Here is a 23,389-nt window from a genome sequence, read left to right on the forward strand (position 1 = left end):
AGTGGATGTCACCAATCTACACTGATATCGGTATGACTTTGTACAACAGCAACAGGGACAAGCAGAAAACTACGTGGCGCAGGCGGCATGCATCACGCAGTCCCGAATATGGCCAGTCATTTACCCGCGTTATCGTTGTATTTGTTATCTGCCTCTATTTCTATATCACGCAGAATCATCTTATATTCACAATAGCAGCAGCATATCTGGCTGTTTCTATCGCATTCCTGATATGGATCACCCTCTCGCCGGCAGCCAACAACAGACGCAGAGGCTTGATGGCCGTTGGCGATGTCGTGACCACCTCCGTCTGCATGTATCACGGCGACGGCGAAGACGGCGCACTATTCGTCGGCCTCTACCTGTGGATTATCGTTGGTCACGGTTTCCGCTTCGGCGTCAAATACGCCTATCTGGCAATGGCACTCTCGGTAGCCGGCTTTGTTACCGTTGTTTATCTCAACCCGTTCTGGATGCAGCATATTTATATGGCTATCGGCAATCTGCTACTGATTCTGGTGGTGCCGTTGTTCATGGCCAGGCTCATTCAAAAACTGCACCATGCCATTGATGCAGCAGAAGCCGCCAATCGCGCCAAGTCGCAGTTTATGGCCAATATGAGCCATGAACTGCGCACGCCATTAAACGGCATCATCGGCATGAGCGATCTGTTATACAGTACCAGTTTAAGTAACGAGCAGAAGCGTTTCACGTTTGTGATCAAGGAATCCGCATATCATCAGCTGAGCCTGATTGAGCGCATTCTTGATATGGCCAAACTGGAGGCGGGCAAGCTTGAGTTGCTGCATGAACCTTTTGATCTGCACCAGTTATTGCACGGCACTGTTGCGCTGTTTGAAGGACAGGCCAAGGAAAAGGCAATCCGGATAGCATTGCGATATGACCCGGAAATTCCATTTGCGCTGATCGGTGACCCGAAGCATATCAAGCAGATTCTGCTGAATATTGTCGGTAATGCGGTCAAATTTACCGAGCATGGAAGTGTCACGCTGAAGGTTGAGGCATCGGAGGTAACCGAGAAAAATGTAGTATTGCAGTTTACCGTGACCGATACCGGAATTGGTATGTCCGAAGATGTGCAGGGCAGAATATTTGAACAGTTTACTCAGGCCGATGCCAGCATTACCCGCCGTTTCGGTGGCACGGGTCTGGGTACGACGATCGCCAAAAACCTGACTGAACTGATGGGGGGAAGCATCAGCCTGAAAAGCCGGGCGGGCGCCGGCACCACCTTTACCATCAACCTGCCGCTCTCCCGGCAGCAGCCAGGGACCAGCGAGCCGAGAGATCTCTCACGCCTGCATCTGCTGCTACTGGCAAAGCAAGCCGATGCAGATCTCGTTGCACCGCTGCTGCAGCAGTGGGGCATCGGCTTTACGTTGATTGAAGATGAAAAGCTGCTGCTATCGGCTCTGGTTGACGCATGGTCCATGGGGCAACCCTATGATATCGCCATTATTTACAGCAGCGCTCTGCGCTTCAGGCCGGAGCGTATTGCAGGCGCCATTCGCGACAAGTCGGATCTGACAGGGCTGGATGTGATTCTGGTTGAACCTGCGTCTGAGCGGGAAAACAGTTCGGTGATGATTGCAGCCGGTTACTCTTCAGTATTGTCTCTGCCACTGCAGCAGTCGCTGCTATTCAATGCGCTGCATGCTGCAAGCGTCATTCATCACCCCGCCGATGTGATTTCCATTACCGATGTCATTCATCGCAAGCAGCAGCTCAAACCGCTGCATATCCTGCTGGCTGAAGATAACGCAGTGAATCAGGAGGTGATGCAGGAGGTGCTGAAAAAAGCCGGCCACAACGTCCAGCTTGCCGAGGATGGCGAACAGGCACTCGATGCGCTGGCCGGAGACACTCAGTTTGATCTGGTGCTGCTGGATATGAATATGCCCAAGGCCAGCGGACTGGATGTGCTCAAGCAGTTCCGTTTTATGGATACAACAGGCAAAACCCCGGTGCTGATGCTTAGCGCGGATGCACTGCCGGATACCATCAGGGAGTGTATGGATGCCGGTGCCAATGATTATCTTACCAAACCGGTTCAGCTTGCTTCATTGCTCGAGAAGGTCGCCGCATTTACCAGTCATGAGGATGCCCCTGAAGGTGAAGAATTACCTGCCTACAGCCCGGAGCATGACTCACTGCTGGACGAAGGCCGTCTGGACGACCTGTTCCGTGTAATTCGTACAACAGAGAAGCAGGAGCATCTGTTACGTTCATTCAAAGATAGCGGTCAGGAGCATCTGACACAGCTGGATTTATACGCAAGGCAAGGTAACAAAGCCCTGTTTCTGACTGCACTGCATCCATTCAAGGGCAGCGCCGCCACATTGGGTATGCAAGGCATACTGAGCATCTGCAACAAGATTGAAGGGCAGAACGAGTCGCTGGATGCTGCGGCGATGTCATCCTGTGTCATCGAGTTGCGCAGCTGTTTTCAGGCAGGTTGCTCCGCCCTGAATAGATATATACAGGAATACCCTGCATCACATCATCGTTGAACCCTGTCATGCTCCGGAGGGCTGCTTTCCCCCGGAGCATGATGGTTCATCTGCTATGCTGATTTAGCCGACTGCTTCTTTACCAGTCTCTCTATCATGCGCAGATCTCTGCTCTCCAGCCGGAATGCCGTATCCACCCAGATATTTGCTGCCTCCATCAGCTCTTCAAAGGTAATCGGATTACAGCAGCGTTTGGCCTTTCGAAATGCGCGATAGCCGTTTCTCAGGCGGCTCTCCTTTTTGATGTAGTCATACACCGCCTGCCTGCCTGCACCTTCTTCGGCCAGCACATCCACAACCCCCAACTCATACATCTCTTCAGCTGAATACAGTCGACCGCTCAGAATCAGGCGTTCTGCTTCGGCCATACCGATTTTTCTGGATAGCAGGCTATAAGCCCCGGCACCCGGAAACAGGTTAAACAGAATATCCGGCAAGCCCATTTTTGCACCGCGTTCAGCAATCAACACCTCGCTGGAAATAGCCGCTTCAAATCCGCCGCCAAGCGCATCACCCTGTACCAGTGATATGGTTGTGATATTGCCATTGATGGCGTTGTAGTTGCGCATAAACATCTGATTGCACATGGTCACATACTTCAACAGTCCCTCCCTGTCACCACGTTCAATATGCTCCAGAAACAGATTCAGGTCTCCGCCGAGATTAAAGATGCCCGGCACCTTCGATCCTCCGACCACATATTGAATATGCTGCTGATCACTCAGTGTTTCACACCAGTCCAGGATTTCGGTGATCAGTTCGGGGGTAAAGCATGGCCGTGGCTGTGCCTGCATGTAGAACCATGCAAGTCCGAGTTCTTCTTCGTAGCATACCTGCAGACTGCGGTAGCCGTGTGCATTGTCGCTGACTTCTATGTTTGATTCTGACTGTTTCCTCTGTTCTAGCATTGTAAAGCTCCATATCGGTTGGATGTCGGAGGTGGTGGTGTCTCCCCCCGCACTGCTCAGGCTGAACGTCGCGGGACAGAAGCGTCAATTTATCATCGCTGCATGCGTGGACGTTTCGTATGAGGGGCGCGCGGCCGGGGAGAGGTCGAAATGGTGAGTCATGTGTGTGAAAAACAGTCAAAATATCAACATGGCGCTCTCATATCCATGCAGATGGACAGCAGAATGCCTCCCGAACCCCTTAAAACAGGCGGGGTTTTACATCGGCTTTCGGGCTAAACGAAGCGACAAAAGGGAATCGGATGACTTCTCCGTTGAATTAGACATAATTCGCCGCGGAACGGGAGCCTGAGGGCTCCCTTTTGTTTCTGACGCATACCATAGATAATGAGGCTACCATGACACCTGAAGATCTGAGCATTGATTACGAAGAGGGCGGTATCAAAACCACCAAACAGCTGGACAAGGTGATCCTCAGCAAGGGCGCATGGACAACGATTCTGTTCCGCTACCAGAACTGGGAGAGCGCCAGCGAGGCTTACGGCGAGGACAAATACACCATCCGCCGCTACCAGAAGCGCAACGGCGAATATACGCCGCGCTCGAAGTTCAATATCACCAATGCCAGGCAGGCAAAGTTGATTATTGAATCGCTGCAGGGCTGGATCGACGAAGCGTAAAAGATTCGGGGCAGCAGCGACAACACCTAACAGTGTGAACAGGCCCTATCAAAGAGGGAGCCATTACGGCTCCCTCTTTTAACATCTGTCGTCTGTTTATGCGGCTGCTTTTTTGGCCTTTTTTGCAGCCTTCTTCTCTTTCGGTGATTTAGCCGGCTCTTTTTTACTTTCCCGGCTGCTCTTCTGCTCTTTACCCACGGTTTCGCTCCTGATCGGCAGCCTTCAGGAGAGGCGTTGCATCGGTCTGACCCATGCTCTCCCTGGCAGGTGTGAAATCTCTGTCTGCCGGCAACCACGCTACAGGATACGCCTTTTCTACCATCCTGCTATCTTCTGCGGATACAGGACAAATCACCCGGACATGATCCCCGGCGCAAATCGGGTTAGGGTAGTGCGATGAAACTTGTACTGCGTGCCATCTTCCTGCTGCTGCTGGCTATCGGCGGCACGATGCTGTGGATGCTGAGCCATGAAGATCATTACATCTATTTTCCCACGCAGGAGATGGTACAGAGCCCTGCCGGCGTGGGGCTGAGCTTTCGCGACATCTGGTTCACCACGGCCGACGGCGTCAAACTGCACGGCTGGTATATACCGCATGCCCACGCCCGCTTCACGCTGCTGCATCTGCACGGCAATGCCGGCAATATCAGTCAGCGACTGGCGCAATATCGGCGCTGGCACGCCATGGGTCTCTCCGTATTCGCCTTCGACTATCGCGGTTATGGCGCCAGCGAGGGCACACCCTCTGAAGAGGGGCTGCATAGCGATGCAGTGGCCGCCTGGTCACTACTGCAGAATCCGGGCTATGCTGCAGCGGACAACATCATTATCGCCGGCCGCAGTCTGGGTTGCGCCGTGGCTGCGCGGCTGGCCGGGGAGGTCAATCCGGTCGGGCTGGCGCTTGAGGTGCCATTCACCAGTTTGCCGGACATGGCCGAGGCGGCCTATCCGTGGCTGCCGTTGCGCCACTTTGTGCGCAGCCGTCTGGATACGGAAGCTGCGGTACGCAGCCAGCATGCGCCGCTACTACTGATCAGCGCGGCCAACGATGAGATTATCCCCCACGAGATGGCCGATCAGATCTTTGCCGCAGCCAACCCGCCCAAATTACGCGGTAATCTTGCCGGCGGGCATAACGATTTCGACGTCAAATCGGAAAGCCGCTACTTCACGCTCTGGCTGCAATGGTTGAACAAACTACCTGAAAAGCAATCTGCGCCGGGTCAGTGGGTCAGTCGGGAGCCGAACACCCTGCTGTAGAAGCAGGGCCTTGATGGCGTCGATTTGGCTGAAAATCCGGGCGGCACTCCCCGCAGCTATGCTTCAGCCAGGCTGTAGAGCAGCCTGATCTCCTCAGGCCAGATGGTCTCGTCAATCGTCTCCAGCACCATCGGGATATCGTTAAATTGATCGCTGTTCATAATGTGACGGAATACATCCAGCCCCAGCTCCCCCTGCGTCAGTGAGTGGTGGCGATCCACACGCGATGCGAATTTGGCTTTGGAACCGTTGATATGCATGGCGCTCAGGTATTGAAAACCGACGATATCATCGAACTCGCCGAAAGTGCTCTCGCAATCGGCCGGCGTGCGCAGGTCGTAACCGGCGGTGAAGGTATGGCAGGTATCAAGGCAGACACCGACACGCGATTTATCCTCCACCTGCTCGATAATCGCCGCCAGATGCTCGAAACGGAAACCGAGATTACTCCCCTGACCACTGGTATTCTCGATCACGGCTGTGACGCCGGAGCTCTGGGCCAGCGTCAGATTGATCGATTCGGCGATACGGCTCAGGCAGTCGGCTTCGGAGATCTGCTTCAGGTGTGAACCGGGATGGAAATTCAGCAACTTTAGCCCCAGCTGCTCGCAGCGCTGCATCTCATCGAGAAAGGCCGCGCGCGATTTCGCCAGCGCCTCAGCCTCCGGATGCCCCAGATTGATCAGGTAACTGTCATGCGGCAGCACATGCTCCGGCCGGATATCGGCCAACTGCAGATTGGCTTTAAAAGCGGCAATACTCTCGTCCGTCAGCGGTTTGGCGACCCACTGGCGCTGGTTTTTGGTGAACAGTGCAAACGCCCTGGCTCCGATCTCTTTCGCTCTGAGCGGCGCATTCTCCACCCCGCCTGCCGCACTGACATGCGCCCCGATATATTTCACATCTGTCTCCTGATCCGGCCTGCGGCCGGGATGATCATCCCAAACGGCAATCTGTTTTCCGTCAGCCGAAATAGTGCCGCAATACGGTGTAGAGATAAAATGCATCCTTAACACCGGCCAGTTCGCGAATCGAGTGCATGGCAAAGGTAGGTACGCCGATATCCACCGTACGCACGCCGAGCTGATTGGCTGTGATCGGGCCGATCGTGCTGCCGCATGCCATATCCGAGCGTACGACAAACGATTGCACCGGCACATCGACTGTTGCGCACCAGTGCCGAAACAGCGCACCGGTTTCACTGTTGGTGGCATAACGCTGGTTGGCATTGACCTTGATCACCGGCCCGGCATTGATCAGCGGGCCGTGACCCGGCTCATGCCTGTCGACAAAATTGGGGTGAACGGCATGCGCATTATCCGCCGAGATCATGAAGCTTGAGGCCATTGTGCGCGACATCCCCTGCTCATCCCCGCACAGGCGGGCGAGCACCGATTGCAGGAAATTACCCTGCGCACCGGCCGTCGATACGCTGCCGACCTCTTCATGATCGTTGCATACCAGCAGCGCATTGTGCTCACCGTCATGATCGAGCAGCGCCATCAGGCCGGTATAACAGCTGAGCAGGTTATCGAGTCTGGCAGCAGCGATAAAATCATCGTTCAGGCCGATCACGGCAGGCTGCTGCACATCATAGAAGCTCAACTCATAATCGAGCACCTTCACCGCTTTTGCGCCGGCATCATGCTCTGTCGCCAGCTGATCATTCACCATCTCAAGCAGCAGCGCAGGGAAATCCGGAGCTGATCCACTCTCCGGCAACGGCATCAGGATCGGCGGCAGGTGCAGCTGCTTGTTGATTGCATGCTGATCGTTGGCCTCCCGGTCCAGATGGATGGCCAGACTGGGTATGACGGCAATCGCCTGCTGCCAGTCGATCAGCCTATGAGCCACCTGCTGATCCTCGTTCAGATAACTGACCCGGCCGGCGAGCGACAGATCCCGGTCAAACCACGGATTGAGCAGGGCGCCGCCGTAAACCTCAACGCCCAGCTGCAGGTAGCGATTGGCCGTAACTGCTCCATTCGGTTTCACCTTCAGGCACGGACTGTCGGTATGCGCACCGATCATATGGATGCCATGCTCTGTCAGCGGCCGGTTCAGAGCGAAGGCTACAATCGATGAATCATTGCGCGTGACAAAATAGCGTCCGCGGCTGACATCCCACTGCTCTGTTTCCGTCAAACGCTGAAAGCCGGCGTGCTCGAGCAGTTCCGCCATGCTTTGTACCGCATGAAAAGGGGTGGGTGATCTTGCGATAAAATCCAGTAATCCATCGGTGAAATCTTCGTTTTGCATCAGCGCCTCTGTCACATCATTTTGTATCGCACGATGTTATCCGGATTCACCCTGCAAGGGTAATGCTCTGCAAACACCGTTTTTTATTTTGCTGTGGCTCCAATACATTGACAAGTGATATTAATGGTATAATTATTATTCCTATGTTTGATTTTGACGAGCAGAAAAGTCTGTTGAATCTGGCCAAACACGGGATTGATTTCATTGATGCCCGGCAACTATGGAATGATCCTGCCATATTGGAAATTCCCGCCAGAACAACTGACGAACCAAGGTATCTTCTGATCGGAAAAATTGCAGGCAAACACTGGTCCTGCGTGGTGACATATCGGGATGACAGAATTCGTATCATTTCAGTACGTCGTTCACGCAAGGAGGAGGTGGCATTATATGAAAGCTAAAGATTTTGATCAGGCCTTTGAAAACGGGGGTGACATCACAGGAGAACTGGATTTAACCCGCGCCCGCAGACCTGAACTGGAACAGAAAAGGGTAAACGTCGATTTTCCCGTCTGGATGATTCACCAGCTCGACAGGGAAGCCAGACGTCTGGGTGTCACGCGCCAGTCCGTGATCAAGATGTGGCTTGCCGAACGACTGAAAGAAGCCGCCTGATTTGATTGACCTGCCCGGTCAGCGAATAGCTGGCCGGGGTAGACCAGACACCGTTCTTCCCGCGTGGGACGAATCATGAACCCGGGGAGAGCAAGCGCCTTCTCAGCAATGATTGCATATCGCGGCGACCATCGCAGACCAGATGAATGTAGACGACCGAATCGGTGACCTGATAGATCATGCGGTAAGGCTTGAAGTGCAATTCAAGAAACTTCCGGCTGCCCATCTCTGCAAGCTCTGGCGGCACATGCCCCCGCGATGGCATGGAAGCCAGATCTTCACAAAGCGCCCTGATTCGATTCAACACAAGCCGGGCCCGGTCGGTAGACTCCTTTTCGGACAAAAAGCTCAGCAACTCATAAAGGTCATTTTTTGCGCTGGTAAGATAGCGCACTTCGTAGCGTTTCACGCTCAATCCCGTTGAAGCAGTCGATCCGCCCCTGCGAATACCTCATCAGCACTCATGGTCTCTCCGGCAGCAATCTCCTGCTCACCGAGCGCGAGAATTCTCAACAGAGCCAGTGTCTCCTGGGTCTTTTCATACTCGGCCACGCCCTGCACAACCGCTTTGGCCTCGCCATGCTGAGTAATCACACAGGGGGCCTGCCCTTCGGCAACATTCCGAATCACCTCGGCGGTATGGGATTTCAGATAGCTGATAGGTTTGACGGAATCACTGTAACGCATACGGCCTCCATTGGTGCCTTAAAGAGACCCAAATATAGGCCCATGCCGATGTTTCGGCAAGGTGCATAGCACCACCATTCCTGTCAAATGCGCGATTCAAGACCGGACACCGTTCTTCGTGTCAGGCTTTCAGACAAGTATTGCCTCTTTTTCTATGAACGGGCGCAGTTCCGCCCGGAGCGCTTTTTCTGTTACCAGATCCACCGGGCAATGAAACAGGTCTTCGAGATAAAACTGCACGCCGAAATAGCGTTTCGACGTCGCCGGGCCATCGAAATCAACCAGGATATCCACGTCACTCCGGTCGGTCGCAGTATCCCGGGCCGTGGAACCAAACAGGGCCAGGCTTGTAACGCCGAAATGAGCGGCCAGAAAAGCCTTATGTTCAGTCAGCAAAGCATGTGCTTGCGCATATTTCATATTGCCTCCTTCAGCATTTCGTCAAAGGTGCCGTTGGCCTGCCATCTGTATGCGATAAAGTAACCCATCATCATTGAAACGCCAAACACAAAACCTCGGCTCAGCAACATCATACTCCGGATGTCATGACTCGGCAGAGTTTATTCGACTGACGCAGCAGGTCGATGCGGGTCAGCGCAAAACAACGTGCGGGAAGCAAGCTATGTGAAGCAACAGATGTTGCTTCGCACATGCACCGGGGCGAATGATCGGGAAATCTGCCGATCAAGAGATACGAGACTGCTGATCCAGGGGCTGTTCACACTAATATTCTTTGCCAGCATTCAGGCAAAAACAGTTGCCATTATGATCGCCGACCAGCAATATGGCATATATGACAAAACTGACACGCAGACAGAAAGAGTTACTGGCCGAAATTGAGCAATCCCGGCCGATGTCGATCTATGCCCTGGCCAGACATAGCGGGCGGAATTACCGGCGCGTATTTGACCATGTAAAGCAACTGGCCGCAGCCGGTCTGGTAGATATTTCCCCGCAAGTCCGTAACGGCCGTCAGGTGTCGATAGTTGAAAGCATCTATCAGCAACGTATGCGACGGCTGGATGAGATATTTGCCTTCAAGGTGAAGATTGATGCAACTCAGTGAAGCGGCCCACCGACTGCTGGATATCCTTGATCCGGATGCAGTATTGATCGGAGGTATCTGCGGCGCTCTCTACGGAGTGGAACGATTTACCAGAGATGTCGATATTGCAGCGGACCTGGAGCCGGAAACGATTATACAACGCCTGAAGGATGCAAGCATCGATGCCGCGGTACGCTACAGCAATGAACCGGATGATTTGAGCTGGGTTGTACATGGTCTGTTTGAAGGGATTGAATTTCAGGTGTTGCCCGCTGCCGAAACAGGTATTTCCCGTGGCTTATTTGAAGTAAAGGCCGGCTACAAAGTGCCGGACATTCACAGCTTTATGGTCAGTAAATGCATAGCTGCCGGTCAGCAGGATATGCACGATGTGGCTGCGTTATGTCTGTTGTATCCCGAACTGAACAGCGCAGGACGAGAACTGGCTGCAAAGTATGGTTGCCTTGAAAAACTGGAGTCCTGGCTGAGTGACCGCCGATTGCGACAGCGCTATGCCGGGAAGGGGTGACAATTAAGCTGCTTCCGATCTGCATGCGCGAAGCAAGACCAGGTTCCGCTACTTTTATATCAACCCGATCTCCCCGCCAGTCGTGCGCCAAGCAAGCTATACGAAGCAATGGGCGTTGCTTCGTATAGTGCGATAGTGCAAAGAAACAAATCCAATTCACGGTGTGAATACCGGCCAGAATCCATTGATCGCCATCGTCACCATCCACCACTGTCCAGAGTTTCGCGGCGTATGGACACGCCGCGCATGCATGCGCTATACGGCAGATATTCTGCCAGCGTGGGCGGTGATGGACCCGTGTCTCTCATTCGACCTGCGTCGTCAGAGGTAGTGGATCAATCTATTTCATCCAAACACCCATTATCAAGCCAGGTACCGCTTGAGAGGCACAGACCGTTGCGCGCATTGATCCTGCGGCTACCCAAGTGAACAGCAAGTTGCATACTTCGCCCTCATGCAAATGATAAAATGGAGTATTGATGAATCATCCGATTATTGAAGACCTGCTTTGGCGGCACACCACAAAGAAATATGACAACACCAGAAAAATTCCTCAGGCAGATCTTGATGTGTTCCTTGAGGCGTTGCGGTTGACAGCATCTTCGATCAATTCACAGCCGTGGAAATTTGTAGTGCTGGCAAGCGATGCTGCCAAAGCGCGCATGAAGCACACCTTCGGTGATATATCACCGCTGAATCAGCAGCATGTGATCGATGGCTCCCATGTGATCCTGTTCGGCAATCATCCCCGTTATAGTCGCGATGATTATGCGGCAGTAGTGGATCAGGACATTAAGGTTGCGCGCACCCGGCCGGAAAACCGCGATGCAGCCTTTGGCGCCTGTGTTTATGTGGAGAAAAATACCGATAGCCATGGCTCCACATCCAGCTGGACCAAAGCACAGACCTATATCGCCCTCGGCAATGCCCTGCACACATTGGCGCGCCTGAAAATCGACTCCACCCCCATGGAAGGGCTTGATGCCGCAGCCGTCACTAAAGAGTTTGCCAAAGAGCTCGATGGCCATGAATGCAGCCTCGCGCTGGTGATTGGCTATCATCATCCCGAAGGCGATTTCAATGCCAAACTGTCCAAATCCCGCAAACCATTTGAGCAGGTTTTCACCGTCATCTGAAAGCGTGAGTGAAGTATACCCCCGGATTCCTGATGCCGATTTATCCCGCATTCAGGGCGTAAAGCTTTGCGATCAAACGGTTCCGCCTCTGGTCAGACCCCGGCATCACTCCGGCACCCCGGTATTTATTGTTAAATTGCCAAGTCAGACACCTACAATCACCGGGACTTGTTGCGCAGCCGCTCTTTAACCTCGTTCAAATCAGCGAACTCGCCGCTGGCTGCTCTGGATTCCAGCACTTCACCATGCCATGCGGGAGATGGCACATTCGCCGGATGACTGGAAAGATCATCCCACAGCTGTTCGATTGCAGTGAGTTTGTCCGCTGTAGACATGGACTCCAGCGATAATGCAACGGCCATCCAGGCACCTCCTTTTCAGCATCTGGCAGATACAGTAGCCGTTCATAATAAAAGCTCCAAATAAAAACCGCCTCTTTTAGCAGCCGGAGGCACCCGCTGCTATTAGTTGCGCATGTTAATCTGCAGCGCCATCTCGCTCTTGTTTAGCGGGAAGCTCGCCTTGAGGAAGTCGGGTTTAGCGAAGGGTTTGTAGTTGTTGGAAAAGCCGTAGGGCTCATCGGGGCCGGGCAGAGGGAACCAGTGCATGTCCAGTTTGTGGTTGCCGTTCCCGTCCCTAAACAGCTGCACCGCATAGCTCGCAGGGTATGGTATGTCCGTCAGGGTGAGCTCAAGCGCACCCTTTCCGTCCACCGGAACCTCAATATGGCGAATCGCCTTCTCCGCATCGAGCCAGCCCGAACGATCATACAACAGGATAACCAGAGCGCCGCTTTTCTGTGGCTGAATGTCTGTAATGCTAATGTGAATAACACCCTTACCCGCGGCATCAGCCGCAGCCCCCGGAAACGGTGAGAAGACCAGCTCAATCAAAACGAATGCAAGAATGGCGACCCGCTTCAGCCAAGGGGACTCGCTTGCAAGCGCCTGTGCGGAACTATTCAACTCCATTCATCGCCCCCTGCTTTGAGATTAGACATGATCGACAAACACTACGTCCCTGTGCCGTACCCGTAACCCTTTGTCGGGAGGAAATGCGGAGGCAAGGTCCTTCTCTACCCTTTCATGAAGCCGGATAATCACCGGGACTTGTTGCGCAGCCGCTCTTTAACCGCGTTCAAATCGGCGAGCCCGCCGCTGGCGGCTCAGGATTCCAGCGATCATGCAACGGCCATCCCAAACCTCCATTTCAGCATCTGGCATTGGCTTGCTATTCCCTGTTTCTACTGCACCATATCCCGAATAGCGGACATACGCTGCAATACAATCACCGCTCGCTGCTGGCTTGCTGTATCGGCCGGCAAATGACATGGCAAAGCATCCTGAAATTCATCCAGCGCCAATAAACGCCGAAACTCTTCGGCCAGATATAATCTGACAGTACCCGAATCTTTCACTTCAGAAACGATGGAATCTCTTCCGTCCAGCACAGCAATCAAATCTTCGAGGTCATGACTGGCCATATAATCGCCATTGCCACGACCATGGAATGCCTCAAGTTTGGTGGCCAGAAAAAACGGCGCCGTTACCATGCGAATGTCGATTCCGGCAGGTAAGCGCATATTCCGGGCAGACAAGATCGCATCTGCATACCATCTGTTACTAAAGCCAAGAATTGCACTATCGGTTGGCATGAGATCAACTTTTACACTCCGGTACAGCCATCGGCACATCGGAGCACCTTCGCTTTGATCTTCACAAAAGCCCCGGTTGCGTAACTTCTCTGACAGACAGTGGTAATCGTGACGACTTGCCAGTTCGACAATCACATCCACATCCGCTGTTTCCCGCGTTGGCGGGGCTGCCGGGTCTGTGATTAACAATCCGGCCGCACAGCCACCAACAAATACCACCTCATCAAGCAGGGGGCCCAATCCATCAGCAGCCAACTGCAACATGGCAATATTCGGGTCATCCAGCCTCATGGCGCTGACAGACGCCGGCTTAACTGCTCAATCGCCATCTTTCGCTCACGCGCACGCCCTCCGCGAATGGCATCCACCATGGCGAGCAGTTCATAGAGTTCATGGTCTTTACGGGCGGCTTTTGGTGCGGATTTGTGCAAGGGTGAAAATGATATACCCCGAACTTCTCCTTCCGGATCCGGCCACACATGAGCCTGATCACTGGCTTCACCGAATTCCAGATTGAGCGGCGGCGCAAAGGAGGCCGTCGGCATCCCCCGCGTCGGTTCGCCAATATCCGGCACGAATGCAAAACGAATCCCATGCACGATAAACTCCTTCAGGTTGGCTAATACCGGCCGGTATGCCTTATCCTTCCGGATCAGCCTGGCTTTAATCAGGCGGTGAATGGAGTCATGTACCCGGGATGCACTCATGCCCAATGCTTCCCCGATACGCTGCATCGAACAGGGCTCCCCTTTTAGCACAACCAGCTTTAATGCAACGTAAATATCCTGTTGTTTCAATTCCATCACAGCACCTCAATCATTCCTTATTCTGGAATCCGGAATATAGAATGTCAAACACCGCAAACAGCGGGGTGTTTTTTTATGATGCCGGTGCCCCGTTCATTTGGTGGTATTTATTTGTTCGCGAAGCAGGCCGATGCAGGTCAGCAAATAGCCCCGGCGTGGCATACGAAACTGAATCTCTTTCCGGTCGTGCGCCAGGCAAGCTATACGAAGCAGTGGGCGTTGCTTCGCATTGTGCGATAGTGCAAATAACAAATCCGGTTCACGGCATGCACGATTCAAGACCAGGAACCGCGACTCTTCCGGCGATCAGCCGCGATCCAGGTCGGAGGCTGCGTGGCGCTCGGGCTGCTGTTCGTCGGGCTCGCCCCAGGTCCGGTTGACCATACGCCCGCGAATCACTGCCGGGCGGGCGGCGATCTGCCCGGCCCAGCGCAACAGGTGGCGGTATTCCCGCACCTGCAGGAACTCCGCTGCCTCGTACAGCTCGCCGAGCACCAGTTGCCCGTACCACGGCCAGATAGCCATGTCGGCGATGCTGTAGTCATCGCCGGCGATGTAGTCCCGGGTCGCCAGCTGCCGGTCCAGCACATCCAGCTGCCGCTTGGCCTCCATGGCATAGCGGTCGATGGCATACTCAAACTTTTCCGGGGCATAGGCATAGAAGTGGCCGAAGCCACCGCCCAGCAGTGGCGCGCTTCCCATCTGCCAGAACAGCCAGCACATGCACTCGCTACGCGCGGCCGGATCATCGGGCAGAAAGGCACCGAACCTGCCGGCCAGGTAGTGCAGGATGGCGCCGGATTCGAATACCCGCACGGGCTGCGGGCCGCTCTGGTCGAGCAGGGCCGGGATCTTCGAGTTCGGGTTGAGGGCGACAAAACCGCTGCCGAACTGGTCCCCCTCCTCGATGCGGATGAGCCAGGCATCGTATTCGGCACCCGCGTGGCCTTGGGCCAGCAACTCCTCCAGCATGATGCTCACCTTCATGCCATTGGGGGTGGCCAGCGAATACAGCTGCAAGGGGTGTCTCCCCCGGGGCAGCTCCCTGTCATGCGTGGCACCCGCCACGGGCCGGTTGATGTTGGCAAACTTGCCGCCGTTGCCGGGCTTCCAGGCCCACACCTTCGGCGGCAAATAGCTGGTATCACTCATGGCACACACTCCCTGACGAAATAATCGTGGAGGACCGCACCCGGATCAAGCCGGTCCGATACAGAGGATACGTTACTTGTCTCTCCGCCCCGAATCAAAATTCGATGCACGGATATCCCATCCTCTTTCCTGCCGCCTGGAGTGCGGCGACCGCCCCAATCCCGGTGAAACGGCCAGCAAGGCACTCTTTTTTATTGGAACAGATGATTTAACTTATTGATTTGCCGCTTAAGCCCCATGGGCGTCAGCGAGTAGCCCCGGCGGGGTATCCGGAATTCGATCTCTTTCCAGTCGTGCGCCGCTTCCGTAATCAGGTAACAAATCCGGTTTACGGTGTGGATGCCGGTCAGAATCCATTGATCGCCGCCGTCACCATCCACAACGGTCCAAAGATTGGTGGTTGGCAAGGATTTCACCAGCTCCAAATCCGCACCAAATGTTTCCAGCCCGACGCCGCCCCAGATATCGCAACTGGACTGCGGATGCCGATAGGGGCGAAAGAATTCGTAAAATGCGTCCTCATGCACCGTCAGCATCGGTTCGGCAGACTGAGCCTGCTGACAGTTAGACATGGCCCACAAATACCACATCCCGATGCCGCGCCAGAAAGGCCTTATCGGGTACAAAGCGCTCGGGCAACGTAATGGCCTGTCCGGCCAGCGGATGAAAGAACTCCTGCACGAACGGCTCGTTTCGTTGCTCCAAATCTTTGGACAGAATCACGCGAAAATCATCGTCCAATGAAATCAGCCCGCGATCAAATGCCTTATCGTGCAACGCCGATAGACAGAGCCCATTGCGGGGATTGAGTCGATTTTCCTTATCCTTGCTCCACGGCACGATATGACTGGCAATCAGCAGGCGAGAGTCCGATAGCCCGGACATGCAACAGCAGCCGCGATAGCTGCTCAGCACGGCCCGCCGAAAGAAGCTCTGCCGAATACGCTGCTCGGTGATGACGCGTTTTGTTTCTCCCGTGAAGTCGTCGATATCTCCCAACCCATCATCGACCGACTCTTTGGCTTCGGGCAGGCCCTTCTCCACCCGAAGCTGCTCATGAATATGCGCACATTCCAACGCCAATCGATCCCAATCGGCATTGAACTCATCCCAGACCTCACGGTCGAGATCTGATGCACCACTCAACCCTTTTCGTCCGCTACTGGTGATGGCCGGATCAAGGCTGGCGATATTGCACAGTTTCATAGCCAGGGCTGACGGTGTGCGTCCAATCAACCCAGCAAGCTCAATGATCTCCTTATTGCCCTTGTGCAGCTTCCCGAACGGCAGCTGGCAATAAAGGTTGAAGGCAAGCTTTAGCTGCTCTTTTGTCCAACGAGTTCCGGTTGTCATGCTTATGCCTTCTCTTTTGTGTCATCGACGCATTTTTGTTCCAGCTGATGCGTGATCTGATTAATCTGCTTCTCAGTTAACGAAGCCCCGCCATTCATTCGCACGATGAACTCCAAGTTGGTTCCGTTCGTGATGTAAATACCACCCAGTTTTGCCTTAAGTTCAACGAACCAGCCAGGAATTACCAGCAAAGGAGAAACCGGCACCTGTTCACCTACAGCAGAGCTTAGCCACTTATTCAGCCACTGCGCCTGTCGCTTTGCTTGTTCAATAGATTTGGATTCTTTGTAATCTGGGAAAATAAGCTGTCTTCCATCGAAGACTATCCTTGAGTCAACAGTGTTATTTCCGCGATCTGGTTTACTCCGAGCTTTGGTTTCCACAGCGAACACTCCAGTTGGCCCAACCAGAACATGGTCAATATTGAAACCCTTTGCCTGAAAATCGTGATAGATGTAAAAGCCTTTTCTTTTAAGAGGGTCTAACAGTTGAGCCGTAGCGACCTCGCCATCCAGCCCCAGTCGCAGTGCCGTTAACTCTTTTCTGTTCTTGATAAGCTTATACAAAAAGTAAATAACGGTTCCAATTACCATCATCACGCTGGACACAATACGCATTTTTGTTTCTGGCGCAGGTATGAAATACGATTGCGATATGTGAATCGTAAATATTAATATCGGCGCAACAAATATAAACAGAAGGTTGGTATCGAACTCTTCTCTTATAATCTCTATTTTATCCTGTAGCGACTGGCCGGGGAGTCGCATGAAGTCCTTAGTGAACGGCCTACGAATCGGCTTTTTTTGCTCGAATCGTAAGTAAAGCTTAAACCCTAATATTCCGGCGAAAACAGGAAGGAACCATGCCAATGAAGGTAGTAATAAAGCTATAAAAGATTGCATCATCTTTAATGTTTCCTTTGCTCATTCAATAACAGAAGACCTATCAAAACAGTAATCTTCAACTACTCTTTAGTCCAACGGATGCGCGAATCAAGACCAGGCACCGCCACGTTAGAGCTGGCCTTCGAAACTGAAGTGAGGCCGAGGCTTGTGAAAATTTTGAATATAAATCTTCTTGCCCTTTTGATCGAATTTTGAGATTAATTGGCGATCGAAAAGCAACTGAGCAAGTTTCAGGTTTCCTGGGGTAGTAGGGAGAGTGGGTTTGCCTCTCCTACGAACCAAATCATCATATGGCTCAGGCATATGATGCATAGTCCATACAACCTGATTCCCATTCAACTTATCTTGGCACTTGAACAGAAGCGTGAGGGCGTCATCAGCAGATGAGACGTGCTCTATAGCATGTGCCAATAAACCCGGCTCTACTTCACCTGGACCAACACCGGTTTCAAGCAAAAGCCGGGCTATACCTGCTGACAGTTCTGCGTGAGGTTCAGAAGGGTCAAACTCGGCACCCTCGACAATACGCAGCTTGTCTTGGGCGGAAAGCTGAGACTCCAGCAACGCTGCGCGGTCATCATCATCGATTGGGTAATTGCTGACACCCGCAAAATACCTGCCTCTATTGGTGGCGATCAGTGCCGCTCTTTCTTCCGGTAAGCCTTCCGTCTGAGGAAAAGACTCTTCATTCAGCCCAACACGACCGGCATTAGCCAAGATGAGGCTCTTGGTTTCACCTAAGGATGAAGGAAATGTTTTAAACCTAGTTTCAATTGCATTGACCAATTGCTTATACACATCGCTATGTAATTCAACACAGTTAAATATCCATCTATCAAACTCAAGTTGTTTTCCTTCGGCAAACACTTCCGATCGATAGCCTGATACCACTGCCGTGACCCATGCCGAATTCGAATTCAGCAAATCAACTATCGCCTCATCATCTTCACGCGCATAAAATTGAGCCAAGAAGTTTTCGATGGAAGGCGTGATTTTTCCTTGATCGACTAGCAACCCCCAAAACTCTTCCGGAATATCCTCAAAACTATCGAACACACGCTCCTGCTTGCCTATAAGCTGTTGCTTCAACTCGATTTCCAAATCTTCATGGTTTAACAGGCTGCGAATCGCGTGCGCTGCTTCTTTGGTGTTGTCAGGAAGCTTTAGCAGCACATCCCGAACATATGTGTTTATGTTCTCGCTGACATACTCCTGCAACGGCTGATCGTTACTGTGAATAATCTTGGTGTAGTTGCCAGTAACGATTTGTGATTCATCGTTTAGGCGGCCGTCCAATAGATGTTTCAGATGAAAAACGATGTTGATGTCATTGATCTGGTACAGAGTGTGTTTGCATGCGTATTCGGCTACAGCATTAGCATGCCGAAGAGCATCTAGATCAATAAACCTGACTCCTAATTTCTTCAATGCCTGAAGATCGGCAGGAGGATCATAATCTGGTGCAAACACTTTTTCACCATGCTTGGAGAGAAAATCGGACAAGGATCCATTCTGATTCAGGCGCAAAAGTTTAGGAATGTGACTGCCAGAGTAGGCATGAAGCAATCGCTGAATAAAGAGGACTCCGATGGCTTCGTTTGCGATTGTCTTGGAAGCCATCTCTTCATCTTGCCGCCCCCAAGCTCGTAAGAATTCATCCCTTTGCTTTGCGCTCGACAAATAGGCCAGTAGGAAACGCTCGGCATCTTCTATATGGCAGCTTAAATACTTCATCTCAGCTTCAAGGTAACGGCGGTATCCACTGTTCGTAACCAGAAAGTCCGTGATAGCGATATTCCAGAAATGTGGTGATTCAAAGTCTTTCGGCTCAAAGGTATCGCAAATCTCTTCCGGCTTATTGACCCTAGCTTCTGGGGCGGCCTCTATTCCGTGCATTGCTCCACAGATGAAATTATAATCATCACGTGTGAGCCGCCCTTCATGAAATAACGACGTGTAAATAGGGTATGTTTCATCGACATACCCACCTTTGACCAGAAACTCGAACAGGGCGGGCTGATGCCTCAAACCCTCTAACCCATTGGGCATGAAGTCTTCTAAATATCCGTCGTGATACAATTCGCTCAGACGCTTGAATGGAAGTTGATCAACCTCTTTTGCTAGATCGGCGGCGTCTTCCTCTAGCGACTCTTCCAACCCATTCACATCCGCGCGAATTTGCTCAGCCATTTCCTCAATGGTGTAGCCAGGATGCAGCTCTGATTCGGCTTGACTAAAATCAACATTGCCGCGATTCCCGTTCGGGTTATTGATGTAATAGATATACGCTTGAGTTGTGGACTTGATTTGCAAGAGGTTATCCAAGGTCAAATTAGAGAAGGGGATTCGATTGTTGCCGAATGTGACACCAGCGACTTGGTTGCCAGCGTATTTATTCACAAAATAGCCGACATACATCATAGCTAGCCTTTTCTCACCAAGCTTCTGCTGCTCTTCGATGTTGGCCAGTTTGGAAGTAATACCTTTGATTCTCTGGTCTAACTCTCCGCGCCGTTTTTTGATGAACTCTTTTTTGGCGCTGGTCAGTTTGAAAAGCACCCCATCCTTATGATGGAGCATTTCGAAGTCTTCAGGATAGGTATTCTTGTAAATGATGATGGCCAATAGTCGGGAAAGGTCGGTATCCGTTTCGGCAATGATTGATGCGTATATCTCAAATTCATTAAGAATATTGGCAATTAAGCGCGGATCAACAATAAACACCGAAGCTCCAGCTATCAGTTTCTTGTCGACTCGGCCGTTCAAACCCAATGCTTCTAACTCCCCATGAAACATATCAAGCGAATTGTTGGGGTTGATGACAGGGACCACCGGAATGATCAGGTCAAAAAATTTGGTTCGATCTTCGCCTTTGATCATGGCGTCCTTGAGAGCGTAGATAAATTTGACTGGCTTTTCTGCACTCAAATTATCGTTGATGACCTTGTTCAGCTCTTTCAATTTGAAGAAAATTTCGGATGTCCCAAACCTGTCCAGGTCTTCAAAAACTACTACCTGATACTTGGCGGCCTCGAAGAAATAAAGAATTTCGTCAATGTGCTGATTGAGGACAGATTGATTGCGTTTATTGGATGCTTCGAGTTCAAGGTTCTTCAGAGACAGTTTGCCTAAAGTGATCCCAAAGGTCGCTTCGTAAATTTTAGCTATCAGATAGATGGGCGGAATTGCAAAGGCAATAAATGCCAAAAATGATAAGACCGGCGGATAATTCACAATAGCATCTTTCAATATGGCCAAGGCCTGCTCAGAGTTCATATATCCAAAACCAATCAGGCTCAGCCAAATCAATGTAAAGCTGGCCTTGGGCCATGCCATCCGTGGGCTTGTGATCCTCCTGAACCGCGACTGGGGTAATTTATCGGCAGAGAGGCTATAGATCATCTGCTCCAAGATGCCTCGCTCAACCTTTTGTAGAATCTTTTCATGCCCTTCCTCAGGGATTCCTCGGGGTTGATTGATCGTGTCGCTATCCGCATATGCCCGCTCATATTTTTCTGTCACAAATGAGGCTAGCGAAATTTTCAGGAAAGGTTTCCCGCCTTTCTGAAACCGGCTTTTCCGGGCTGACTCTATTCTATTTTTCTCATAAGAGAGCAGGACGGTGCTCTTGCCGGAGCCATATGGTCCAGTCAGAGCAATGTTTCTAATACTACTGTCGGAAAGGGCCTTGTCCAAAGCCTGCTTGTATGTTCCATCAAGTTTATCATCGGCTGGTGCTAGACTCCTCAGATTAAGCATCTTTTCTGTAGGGCATGTTTCCATTTCCACACAGTTACCTGTCATAATTCCACCGCCGCAACGATCCCACGTACATGAGTGTCGGGGTCAGGCACGAATTATTGAGTTGTTTGCAAGTCAGCATGACTTCGCCGATGAAGCCTTTGAACCACGGGGATTTGAATAGTGCAGCGAGAATGAACAGCGGGATGGCCCACCAGAAGGAGGCGAAGAGTTGCGAAAGCAGCGAGCCTAAATCGATCATTTAATCAAACCACAGGGGTGATTTGCTCCTGCTCCCCTACGCATCCCATATCCCTTGCGTTGGCCGAGCTTAGACCAAATCGGAAATAAACACAGCCCTGAATTACTGCAGGGGGAGAAGGCTAGGCGTCGCCGGTATTGCAGTGGCTTGCGCTCTCCGGGGCCAATACCTGATGCAGGCGGTTGCGATCTTCCGCCAGCAGCGCGGAGGGGGCGCAGGCATCGATCGCGGCCTGCAGGGACGGCAGCGCGTTCTCGCCGGCACGATAATAGATCCATTTGCCGTCACGGCGTGCCTGCACGAGGCCGGCATGACGGAGAAGCCCCAGCTGACGGGAGACCGTGCTCTGCGGCAGTGACAGCGCCTCGGTCAGATGGCAGACGCATAACTCATCATGATGGGTGATCAGGGCAAACAGTCGTAAGCGGACCGGATCACCCAGAGCCTTAAACATCGCCACGATAGATCCTGCCTCACGCATCCCGCAATCCTCCACTAACCACTGTCTTGATATTCACGAACTCATGCATGCCGTATGTCGCCAGCTCACGACCGTAACCGCTCTCCTTGATGCCGCCGAAGGGCAGACGCGGGTCGGAGCGGACAAAATCATTAATCGCCACATTGCCCGCCTCCAGCCGCGCAGCGATCGACAGGGCCTTCTCTGCGTCTGTACTGAATACAGCAGCACCGAGCCCCATACGTGAATGGTTCGCCAGCCGCACCGCATCTTCATCGTCAGCCGCACGTATCAGCGCTGCGACAGGCCCGAACAGCTCATCGTCAAATGCCGGCATACCGGGCCTGACCTTCTCCAACAGAGTCGGCGGATAATAGCACCCCTCGCCGTCAGGGATGACCCCGCCCAGCGTGCAGCGTGCGCCGGCCGCAATACTCTGCTGCACCTGTGTATCCAGTGCGATACGCAGATCCGCCCGCGCCATCGGCCCCAGCTGCGTGTTATCCAGCATCGGGTCGCCGGACTTCATCGCCGTCATGCGCTCCAGTACGGCCGTGCGAAACGCATCATATACCGCATCAACAACAATCCAGCGCTTGGCTGCAATACATGTCTGGCCGGTATTATTAAAGCGACCGGCAACACAGCGCTCGGCAGCCAGCGTCACATCGGCATCGGCAAGTATCAGATAGGGGTCGCTGCCGCCGAGCTCCAGCACACATTTTTTCAGATGCCGGCCGGCAAGCCCCGCCACAGCCCTGCCTGCAGTTCTGCTACCGGTCAGCGACACCCCGGCAATACGCGGATCGGCAATCACGGAGGCCGTTCGCGCATTGCCGGTACGCAGATTTTCAATCACCGGAATCCCGGCCTGATGCAGCAGCTCCAGCAGCGCTTCGGCACTGCCCAGTACATTGGGAGCGGGTTTGATCAATACCGCATTGCCGGCCAGCAGTGTCGGCACAGCCAGACGCAGCGTCTGCCAGTAGGGAAAATTCCACGGCATGATAGCCAGCACACAACCCAGCGGATCGAAACGAACCGTGGCCTGACGACCGCTTAGATCCACCTGTTTCGCAAGCAGGTCGGCCGGCCCGTGCTGACAGGTATAGCGGCAGAGGGTTGCGCATTTGCGCACTTCGGCCCGGGCCTGACGAATCGGCTTGCCCATCTCCAGTACCATCGAGCGGGCCAGCGGCTCGATATTCGCCTCCAGTGCTTCGGCCAGTCGCAGCAGCGCAGCTGCGCGATGCTCCACACCCTGCCGCACCCAGTCAGGCTGGGCGGCGTACACAGCCGTCAGTTTGCTCTCGACGGCTTCAGCACTATCCTCACAGTAAGATCCGATCAACTGCCCGTTCATAGGGTTGATGGATGTAAAACGGCTTTCGGTCACGCCGGCT

At 52.9% G+C, this 23,389-nt stretch carries 27 protein-coding genes; 9 read left to right on the plus strand and 18 right to left on the minus strand.

Going from position 1 to position 23,389, the window contains the following annotated elements; genetic code table 11:
• Nucleotides 1-32: 32 nt before the first annotated feature.
• Complete coding sequence (locus SPV1_RS03540) at nt 33-2,531, plus strand: ATP-binding protein (protein ID WP_231288264.1); 2,499 nt, start codon at nt 33-35, stop codon at nt 2,529-2,531.
• Nucleotides 2,532-2,584: 53 nt separating this feature from the next.
• Here the strand turns inward: SPV1_RS03540 and SPV1_RS03545 are convergent, their stop codons facing one another.
• Complete coding sequence (locus SPV1_RS03545; RefSeq protein WP_009849731.1) at nt 2,585-3,439, minus strand: crotonase/enoyl-CoA hydratase family protein; 855 nt, start codon at nt 3,437-3,439, stop codon at nt 2,585-2,587.
• Between the two features lie 398 nt (nt 3,440-3,837).
• Between SPV1_RS03545 and SPV1_RS03550 the strand changes: the two genes are divergently transcribed.
• The gene (locus tag SPV1_RS03550; protein WP_040881439.1) at nt 3,838-4,119 is read left to right on the plus strand and encodes a hypothetical protein; all 282 of its coding nucleotides are present in this window, start codon (nt 3,838-3,840) and stop codon (nt 4,117-4,119) included.
• Between the two features lie 396 nt (nt 4,120-4,515).
• Nucleotides 4,516-5,382, plus strand: a complete 867-nt coding sequence (locus SPV1_RS03555; protein WP_009849736.1) for an alpha/beta hydrolase — start codon at nt 4,516-4,518, stop codon at nt 5,380-5,382.
• Between the two features lie 56 nt (nt 5,383-5,438).
• Here the strand turns inward: SPV1_RS03555 and nfo are convergent, their stop codons facing one another.
• Nucleotides 5,439-6,284, minus strand: coding sequence for a deoxyribonuclease IV (gene nfo, locus SPV1_RS03560; protein WP_009849737.1), 846 nt, complete (start codon nt 6,282-6,284; stop codon nt 5,439-5,441).
• Between the two features lie 61 nt (nt 6,285-6,345).
• The gene (locus SPV1_RS03565; RefSeq protein ID WP_026195353.1) at nt 6,346-7,641 is read right to left on the minus strand and encodes a M18 family aminopeptidase; all 1,296 of its coding nucleotides are present in this window, start codon (nt 7,639-7,641) and stop codon (nt 6,346-6,348) included.
• A 137-nt stretch (nt 7,642-7,778) separates the two neighbouring features.
• On the opposite strand from SPV1_RS03565, the gene SPV1_RS03570 reads away from it, so the two are divergent.
• Both SPV1_RS03570 and brnA read left to right on the plus strand, forming a co-directional pair.
• Nucleotides 7,779-8,042, plus strand: a complete 264-nt coding sequence (locus SPV1_RS03570; protein ID WP_152909330.1) for a BrnT family toxin — start codon at nt 7,779-7,781, stop codon at nt 8,040-8,042.
• Nucleotides 8,032-8,256 (plus strand): type II toxin-antitoxin system BrnA family antitoxin, encoded by a 225-nt coding sequence (brnA, locus tag SPV1_RS03575; RefSeq protein WP_009849740.1) that lies wholly within the window; start codon nt 8,032-8,034, stop codon nt 8,254-8,256. The genes SPV1_RS03570 and brnA overlap by 11 nt, the downstream gene beginning before the upstream one ends.
• A 73-nt stretch (nt 8,257-8,329) precedes the next feature.
• Here the strand turns inward: brnA and SPV1_RS03580 are convergent, their stop codons facing one another.
• The 3 genes from SPV1_RS03580 to SPV1_RS03590 all read right to left on the minus strand — a co-directional run bounded on the left by SPV1_RS03580 (nt 8,330) and on the right by SPV1_RS03590 (nt 9,363).
• Complete coding sequence (locus SPV1_RS03580; RefSeq protein ID WP_160315787.1) at nt 8,330-8,665, minus strand: type II toxin-antitoxin system RelE/ParE family toxin; 336 nt, start codon at nt 8,663-8,665, stop codon at nt 8,330-8,332.
• Nucleotides 8,666-8,667: 2 nt separating this feature from the next.
• The gene (locus tag SPV1_RS03585) at nt 8,668-8,943 is read right to left on the minus strand and encodes a type II toxin-antitoxin system Phd/YefM family antitoxin (RefSeq protein WP_009849742.1); all 276 of its coding nucleotides are present in this window, start codon (nt 8,941-8,943) and stop codon (nt 8,668-8,670) included.
• A 129-nt stretch (nt 8,944-9,072) separates the two neighbouring features.
• The gene (locus SPV1_RS03590; protein ID WP_009849743.1) at nt 9,073-9,363 is read right to left on the minus strand and encodes a nucleotidyltransferase family protein; all 291 of its coding nucleotides are present in this window, start codon (nt 9,361-9,363) and stop codon (nt 9,073-9,075) included.
• A 373-nt stretch (nt 9,364-9,736) separates the two neighbouring features.
• On the opposite strand from SPV1_RS03590, the gene SPV1_RS03595 reads away from it, so the two are divergent.
• The 4 genes from SPV1_RS03595 to SPV1_RS03605 all read left to right on the plus strand — a co-directional run bounded on the left by SPV1_RS03595 (nt 9,737) and on the right by SPV1_RS03605 (nt 11,653).
• A complete protein-coding gene (locus SPV1_RS03595) occupies nt 9,737-10,009 on the plus strand; it encodes an HVO_A0114 family putative DNA-binding protein (RefSeq protein WP_160315786.1) in 273 nt (90 codons plus the stop codon).
• Nucleotides 9,996-10,517 (plus strand): hypothetical protein, encoded by a 522-nt coding sequence (locus SPV1_RS03600; RefSeq protein ID WP_009849746.1) that lies wholly within the window; start codon nt 9,996-9,998, stop codon nt 10,515-10,517. Before SPV1_RS03595 ends, SPV1_RS03600 begins: the two co-directional genes overlap by 14 nt.
• A gap of 163 nt (nt 10,518-10,680) precedes the next feature.
• The gene (locus SPV1_RS14270) at nt 10,681-10,848 is read left to right on the plus strand and encodes a hypothetical protein (protein WP_155806622.1); all 168 of its coding nucleotides are present in this window, start codon (nt 10,681-10,683) and stop codon (nt 10,846-10,848) included.
• A gap of 148 nt (nt 10,849-10,996) precedes the next feature.
• A complete protein-coding gene (locus SPV1_RS03605) occupies nt 10,997-11,653 on the plus strand; it encodes an NAD(P)H-dependent oxidoreductase (protein ID WP_009849747.1) in 657 nt (218 codons plus the stop codon).
• A gap of 158 nt (nt 11,654-11,811) precedes the next feature.
• Here the strand turns inward: SPV1_RS03605 and SPV1_RS03610 are convergent, their stop codons facing one another.
• The 12 genes from SPV1_RS03610 to SPV1_RS03665 all read right to left on the minus strand — a co-directional run bounded on the left by SPV1_RS03610 (nt 11,812) and on the right by SPV1_RS03665 (nt 23,382).
• Nucleotides 11,812-12,015: an addiction module protein gene (locus SPV1_RS03610; RefSeq protein ID WP_009849748.1), complete on the minus strand. Its 204-nt coding sequence runs from the start codon at nt 12,013-12,015 to the stop codon at nt 11,812-11,814.
• 102 nt (nt 12,016-12,117) lie between these two features.
• Nucleotides 12,118-12,624, minus strand: coding sequence for a DUF2141 domain-containing protein (locus SPV1_RS03615; protein ID WP_009849749.1), 507 nt, complete (start codon nt 12,622-12,624; stop codon nt 12,118-12,120).
• 272 nt (nt 12,625-12,896) lie between these two features.
• On the minus strand, nt 12,897-13,598 hold the full coding sequence (locus SPV1_RS03620) for a hypothetical protein (RefSeq protein WP_009849750.1): 702 nt from the start codon (nt 13,596-13,598) through the stop codon (nt 12,897-12,899).
• Nucleotides 13,595-14,110: a LexA family transcriptional regulator gene (locus tag SPV1_RS03625; protein ID WP_009849751.1), complete on the minus strand. Its 516-nt coding sequence runs from the start codon at nt 14,108-14,110 to the stop codon at nt 13,595-13,597. Before SPV1_RS03625 ends, SPV1_RS03620 begins: the two co-directional genes overlap by 4 nt.
• 309 nt (nt 14,111-14,419) lie before the next feature.
• Entirely contained in the window at nt 14,420-15,265 is an 846-nt protein-coding gene (gene yghU / locus SPV1_RS03630) for a glutathione-dependent disulfide-bond oxidoreductase (protein WP_009849753.1), read from the minus strand.
• A gap of 191 nt (nt 15,266-15,456) precedes the next feature.
• Entirely contained in the window at nt 15,457-15,801 is a 345-nt protein-coding gene (locus SPV1_RS03635; protein ID WP_040881662.1) for a hypothetical protein, read from the minus strand.
• Between the two features lie 28 nt (nt 15,802-15,829).
• The gene (locus SPV1_RS03640; RefSeq protein WP_009849755.1) at nt 15,830-16,618 is read right to left on the minus strand and encodes an HNH endonuclease; all 789 of its coding nucleotides are present in this window, start codon (nt 16,616-16,618) and stop codon (nt 15,830-15,832) included.
• 2 nt (nt 16,619-16,620) lie between these two features.
• Nucleotides 16,621-17,523, minus strand: a complete 903-nt coding sequence (locus tag SPV1_RS03645) for a nuclease-related domain-containing protein (protein ID WP_009849756.1) — start codon at nt 17,521-17,523, stop codon at nt 16,621-16,623.
• Between the two features lie 108 nt (nt 17,524-17,631).
• The gene (locus SPV1_RS03650) at nt 17,632-21,306 is read right to left on the minus strand and encodes a YobI family P-loop NTPase (protein WP_330939449.1); all 3,675 of its coding nucleotides are present in this window, start codon (nt 21,304-21,306) and stop codon (nt 17,632-17,634) included.
• 10 nt (nt 21,307-21,316) lie between these two features.
• Nucleotides 21,317-21,526, minus strand: coding sequence for a hypothetical protein (locus SPV1_RS03655; RefSeq protein WP_009849758.1), 210 nt, complete (start codon nt 21,524-21,526; stop codon nt 21,317-21,319).
• Between the two features lie 121 nt (nt 21,527-21,647).
• Nucleotides 21,648-22,007: an ArsR/SmtB family transcription factor gene (locus SPV1_RS03660; RefSeq protein WP_009849759.1), complete on the minus strand. Its 360-nt coding sequence runs from the start codon at nt 22,005-22,007 to the stop codon at nt 21,648-21,650.
• Complete coding sequence (locus SPV1_RS03665; protein WP_018293878.1) at nt 22,000-23,382, minus strand: NAD-dependent succinate-semialdehyde dehydrogenase; 1,383 nt, start codon at nt 23,380-23,382, stop codon at nt 22,000-22,002. The genes SPV1_RS03660 and SPV1_RS03665 overlap by 8 nt, the downstream gene beginning before the upstream one ends.
• Between the last annotated feature and the right edge of the window lie 7 nt (nt 23,383-23,389).

The sequence above is a fragment of the Mariprofundus ferrooxydans PV-1 genome (genome assembly GCF_000153765.1).
Taxonomy (GTDB): domain Bacteria; phylum Pseudomonadota; class Zetaproteobacteria; order Mariprofundales; family Mariprofundaceae; genus Mariprofundus; species Mariprofundus ferrooxydans.

Excerpts from the sequence above, each read along its gene's own strand:
- brnA (WP_009849740.1), top strand. The coding sequence starts at position 8,032 with ATGAAAGCTAAAGATTTTGATCAGGCCTTTGAAAACGGGGGTGACATC.
- SPV1_RS03660 (WP_009849759.1), bottom strand. The coding sequence starts at position 22,007 with ATGCGTGAGGCAGGATCTATCGTGGCGATGTTTAAGGCTCTGGGTGAT.
- SPV1_RS03590 (WP_009849743.1), bottom strand. The coding sequence starts at position 9,363 with ATGAAATATGCGCAAGCACATGCTTTGCTGACTGAACATAAGGCTTTT.
- SPV1_RS03645 (WP_009849756.1), bottom strand. The coding sequence starts at position 17,523 with ATGATGCAATCTTTTATAGCTTTATTACTACCTTCATTGGCATGGTTC.
- yghU (WP_009849753.1), bottom strand. The coding sequence starts at position 15,265 with ATGAGTGATACCAGCTATTTGCCGCCGAAGGTGTGGGCCTGGAAGCCC.
- SPV1_RS03635 (WP_040881662.1), bottom strand. The coding sequence starts at position 15,801 with ATGCTGACGGTGCATGAGGACGCATTTTACGAATTCTTTCGCCCCTAT.
- SPV1_RS03610 (WP_009849748.1), bottom strand. The coding sequence starts at position 12,015 with ATGGCCGTTGCATTATCGCTGGAGTCCATGTCTACAGCGGACAAACTC.
- SPV1_RS03655 (WP_009849758.1), bottom strand. The coding sequence starts at position 21,526 with ATGATCGATTTAGGCTCGCTGCTTTCGCAACTCTTCGCCTCCTTCTGG.
- SPV1_RS03585 (WP_009849742.1), bottom strand. The coding sequence starts at position 8,943 with ATGCGTTACAGTGATTCCGTCAAACCTATCAGCTATCTGAAATCCCAT.
- SPV1_RS03620 (WP_009849750.1), bottom strand. The coding sequence starts at position 13,598 with ATGAGGCTGGATGACCCGAATATTGCCATGTTGCAGTTGGCTGCTGAT.
- SPV1_RS03600 (WP_009849746.1), top strand. The coding sequence starts at position 9,996 with ATGCAACTCAGTGAAGCGGCCCACCGACTGCTGGATATCCTTGATCCG.
- SPV1_RS03650 (WP_330939449.1), bottom strand. The coding sequence starts at position 21,306 with ATGGAAACATGCCCTACAGAAAAGATGCTTAATCTGAGGAGTCTAGCA.
- SPV1_RS03565 (WP_026195353.1), bottom strand. The coding sequence starts at position 7,641 with ATGCAAAACGAAGATTTCACCGATGGATTACTGGATTTTATCGCAAGA.
- SPV1_RS03545 (WP_009849731.1), bottom strand. The coding sequence starts at position 3,439 with ATGCTAGAACAGAGGAAACAGTCAGAATCAAACATAGAAGTCAGCGAC.
- SPV1_RS03550 (WP_040881439.1), top strand. The coding sequence starts at position 3,838 with ATGACACCTGAAGATCTGAGCATTGATTACGAAGAGGGCGGTATCAAA.
- SPV1_RS03615 (WP_009849749.1), bottom strand. The coding sequence starts at position 12,624 with ATGGAGTTGAATAGTTCCGCACAGGCGCTTGCAAGCGAGTCCCCTTGG.
- SPV1_RS03540 (WP_231288264.1), top strand. The coding sequence starts at position 33 with ATGACTTTGTACAACAGCAACAGGGACAAGCAGAAAACTACGTGGCGC.
- SPV1_RS03625 (WP_009849751.1), bottom strand. The coding sequence starts at position 14,110 with ATGGAATTGAAACAACAGGATATTTACGTTGCATTAAAGCTGGTTGTG.
- SPV1_RS03640 (WP_009849755.1), bottom strand. The coding sequence starts at position 16,618 with ATGACAACCGGAACTCGTTGGACAAAAGAGCAGCTAAAGCTTGCCTTC.
- SPV1_RS03555 (WP_009849736.1), top strand. The coding sequence starts at position 4,516 with ATGAAACTTGTACTGCGTGCCATCTTCCTGCTGCTGCTGGCTATCGGC.
- SPV1_RS03605 (WP_009849747.1), top strand. The coding sequence starts at position 10,997 with ATGAATCATCCGATTATTGAAGACCTGCTTTGGCGGCACACCACAAAG.
- SPV1_RS03595 (WP_160315786.1), top strand. The coding sequence starts at position 9,737 with ATGACAAAACTGACACGCAGACAGAAAGAGTTACTGGCCGAAATTGAG.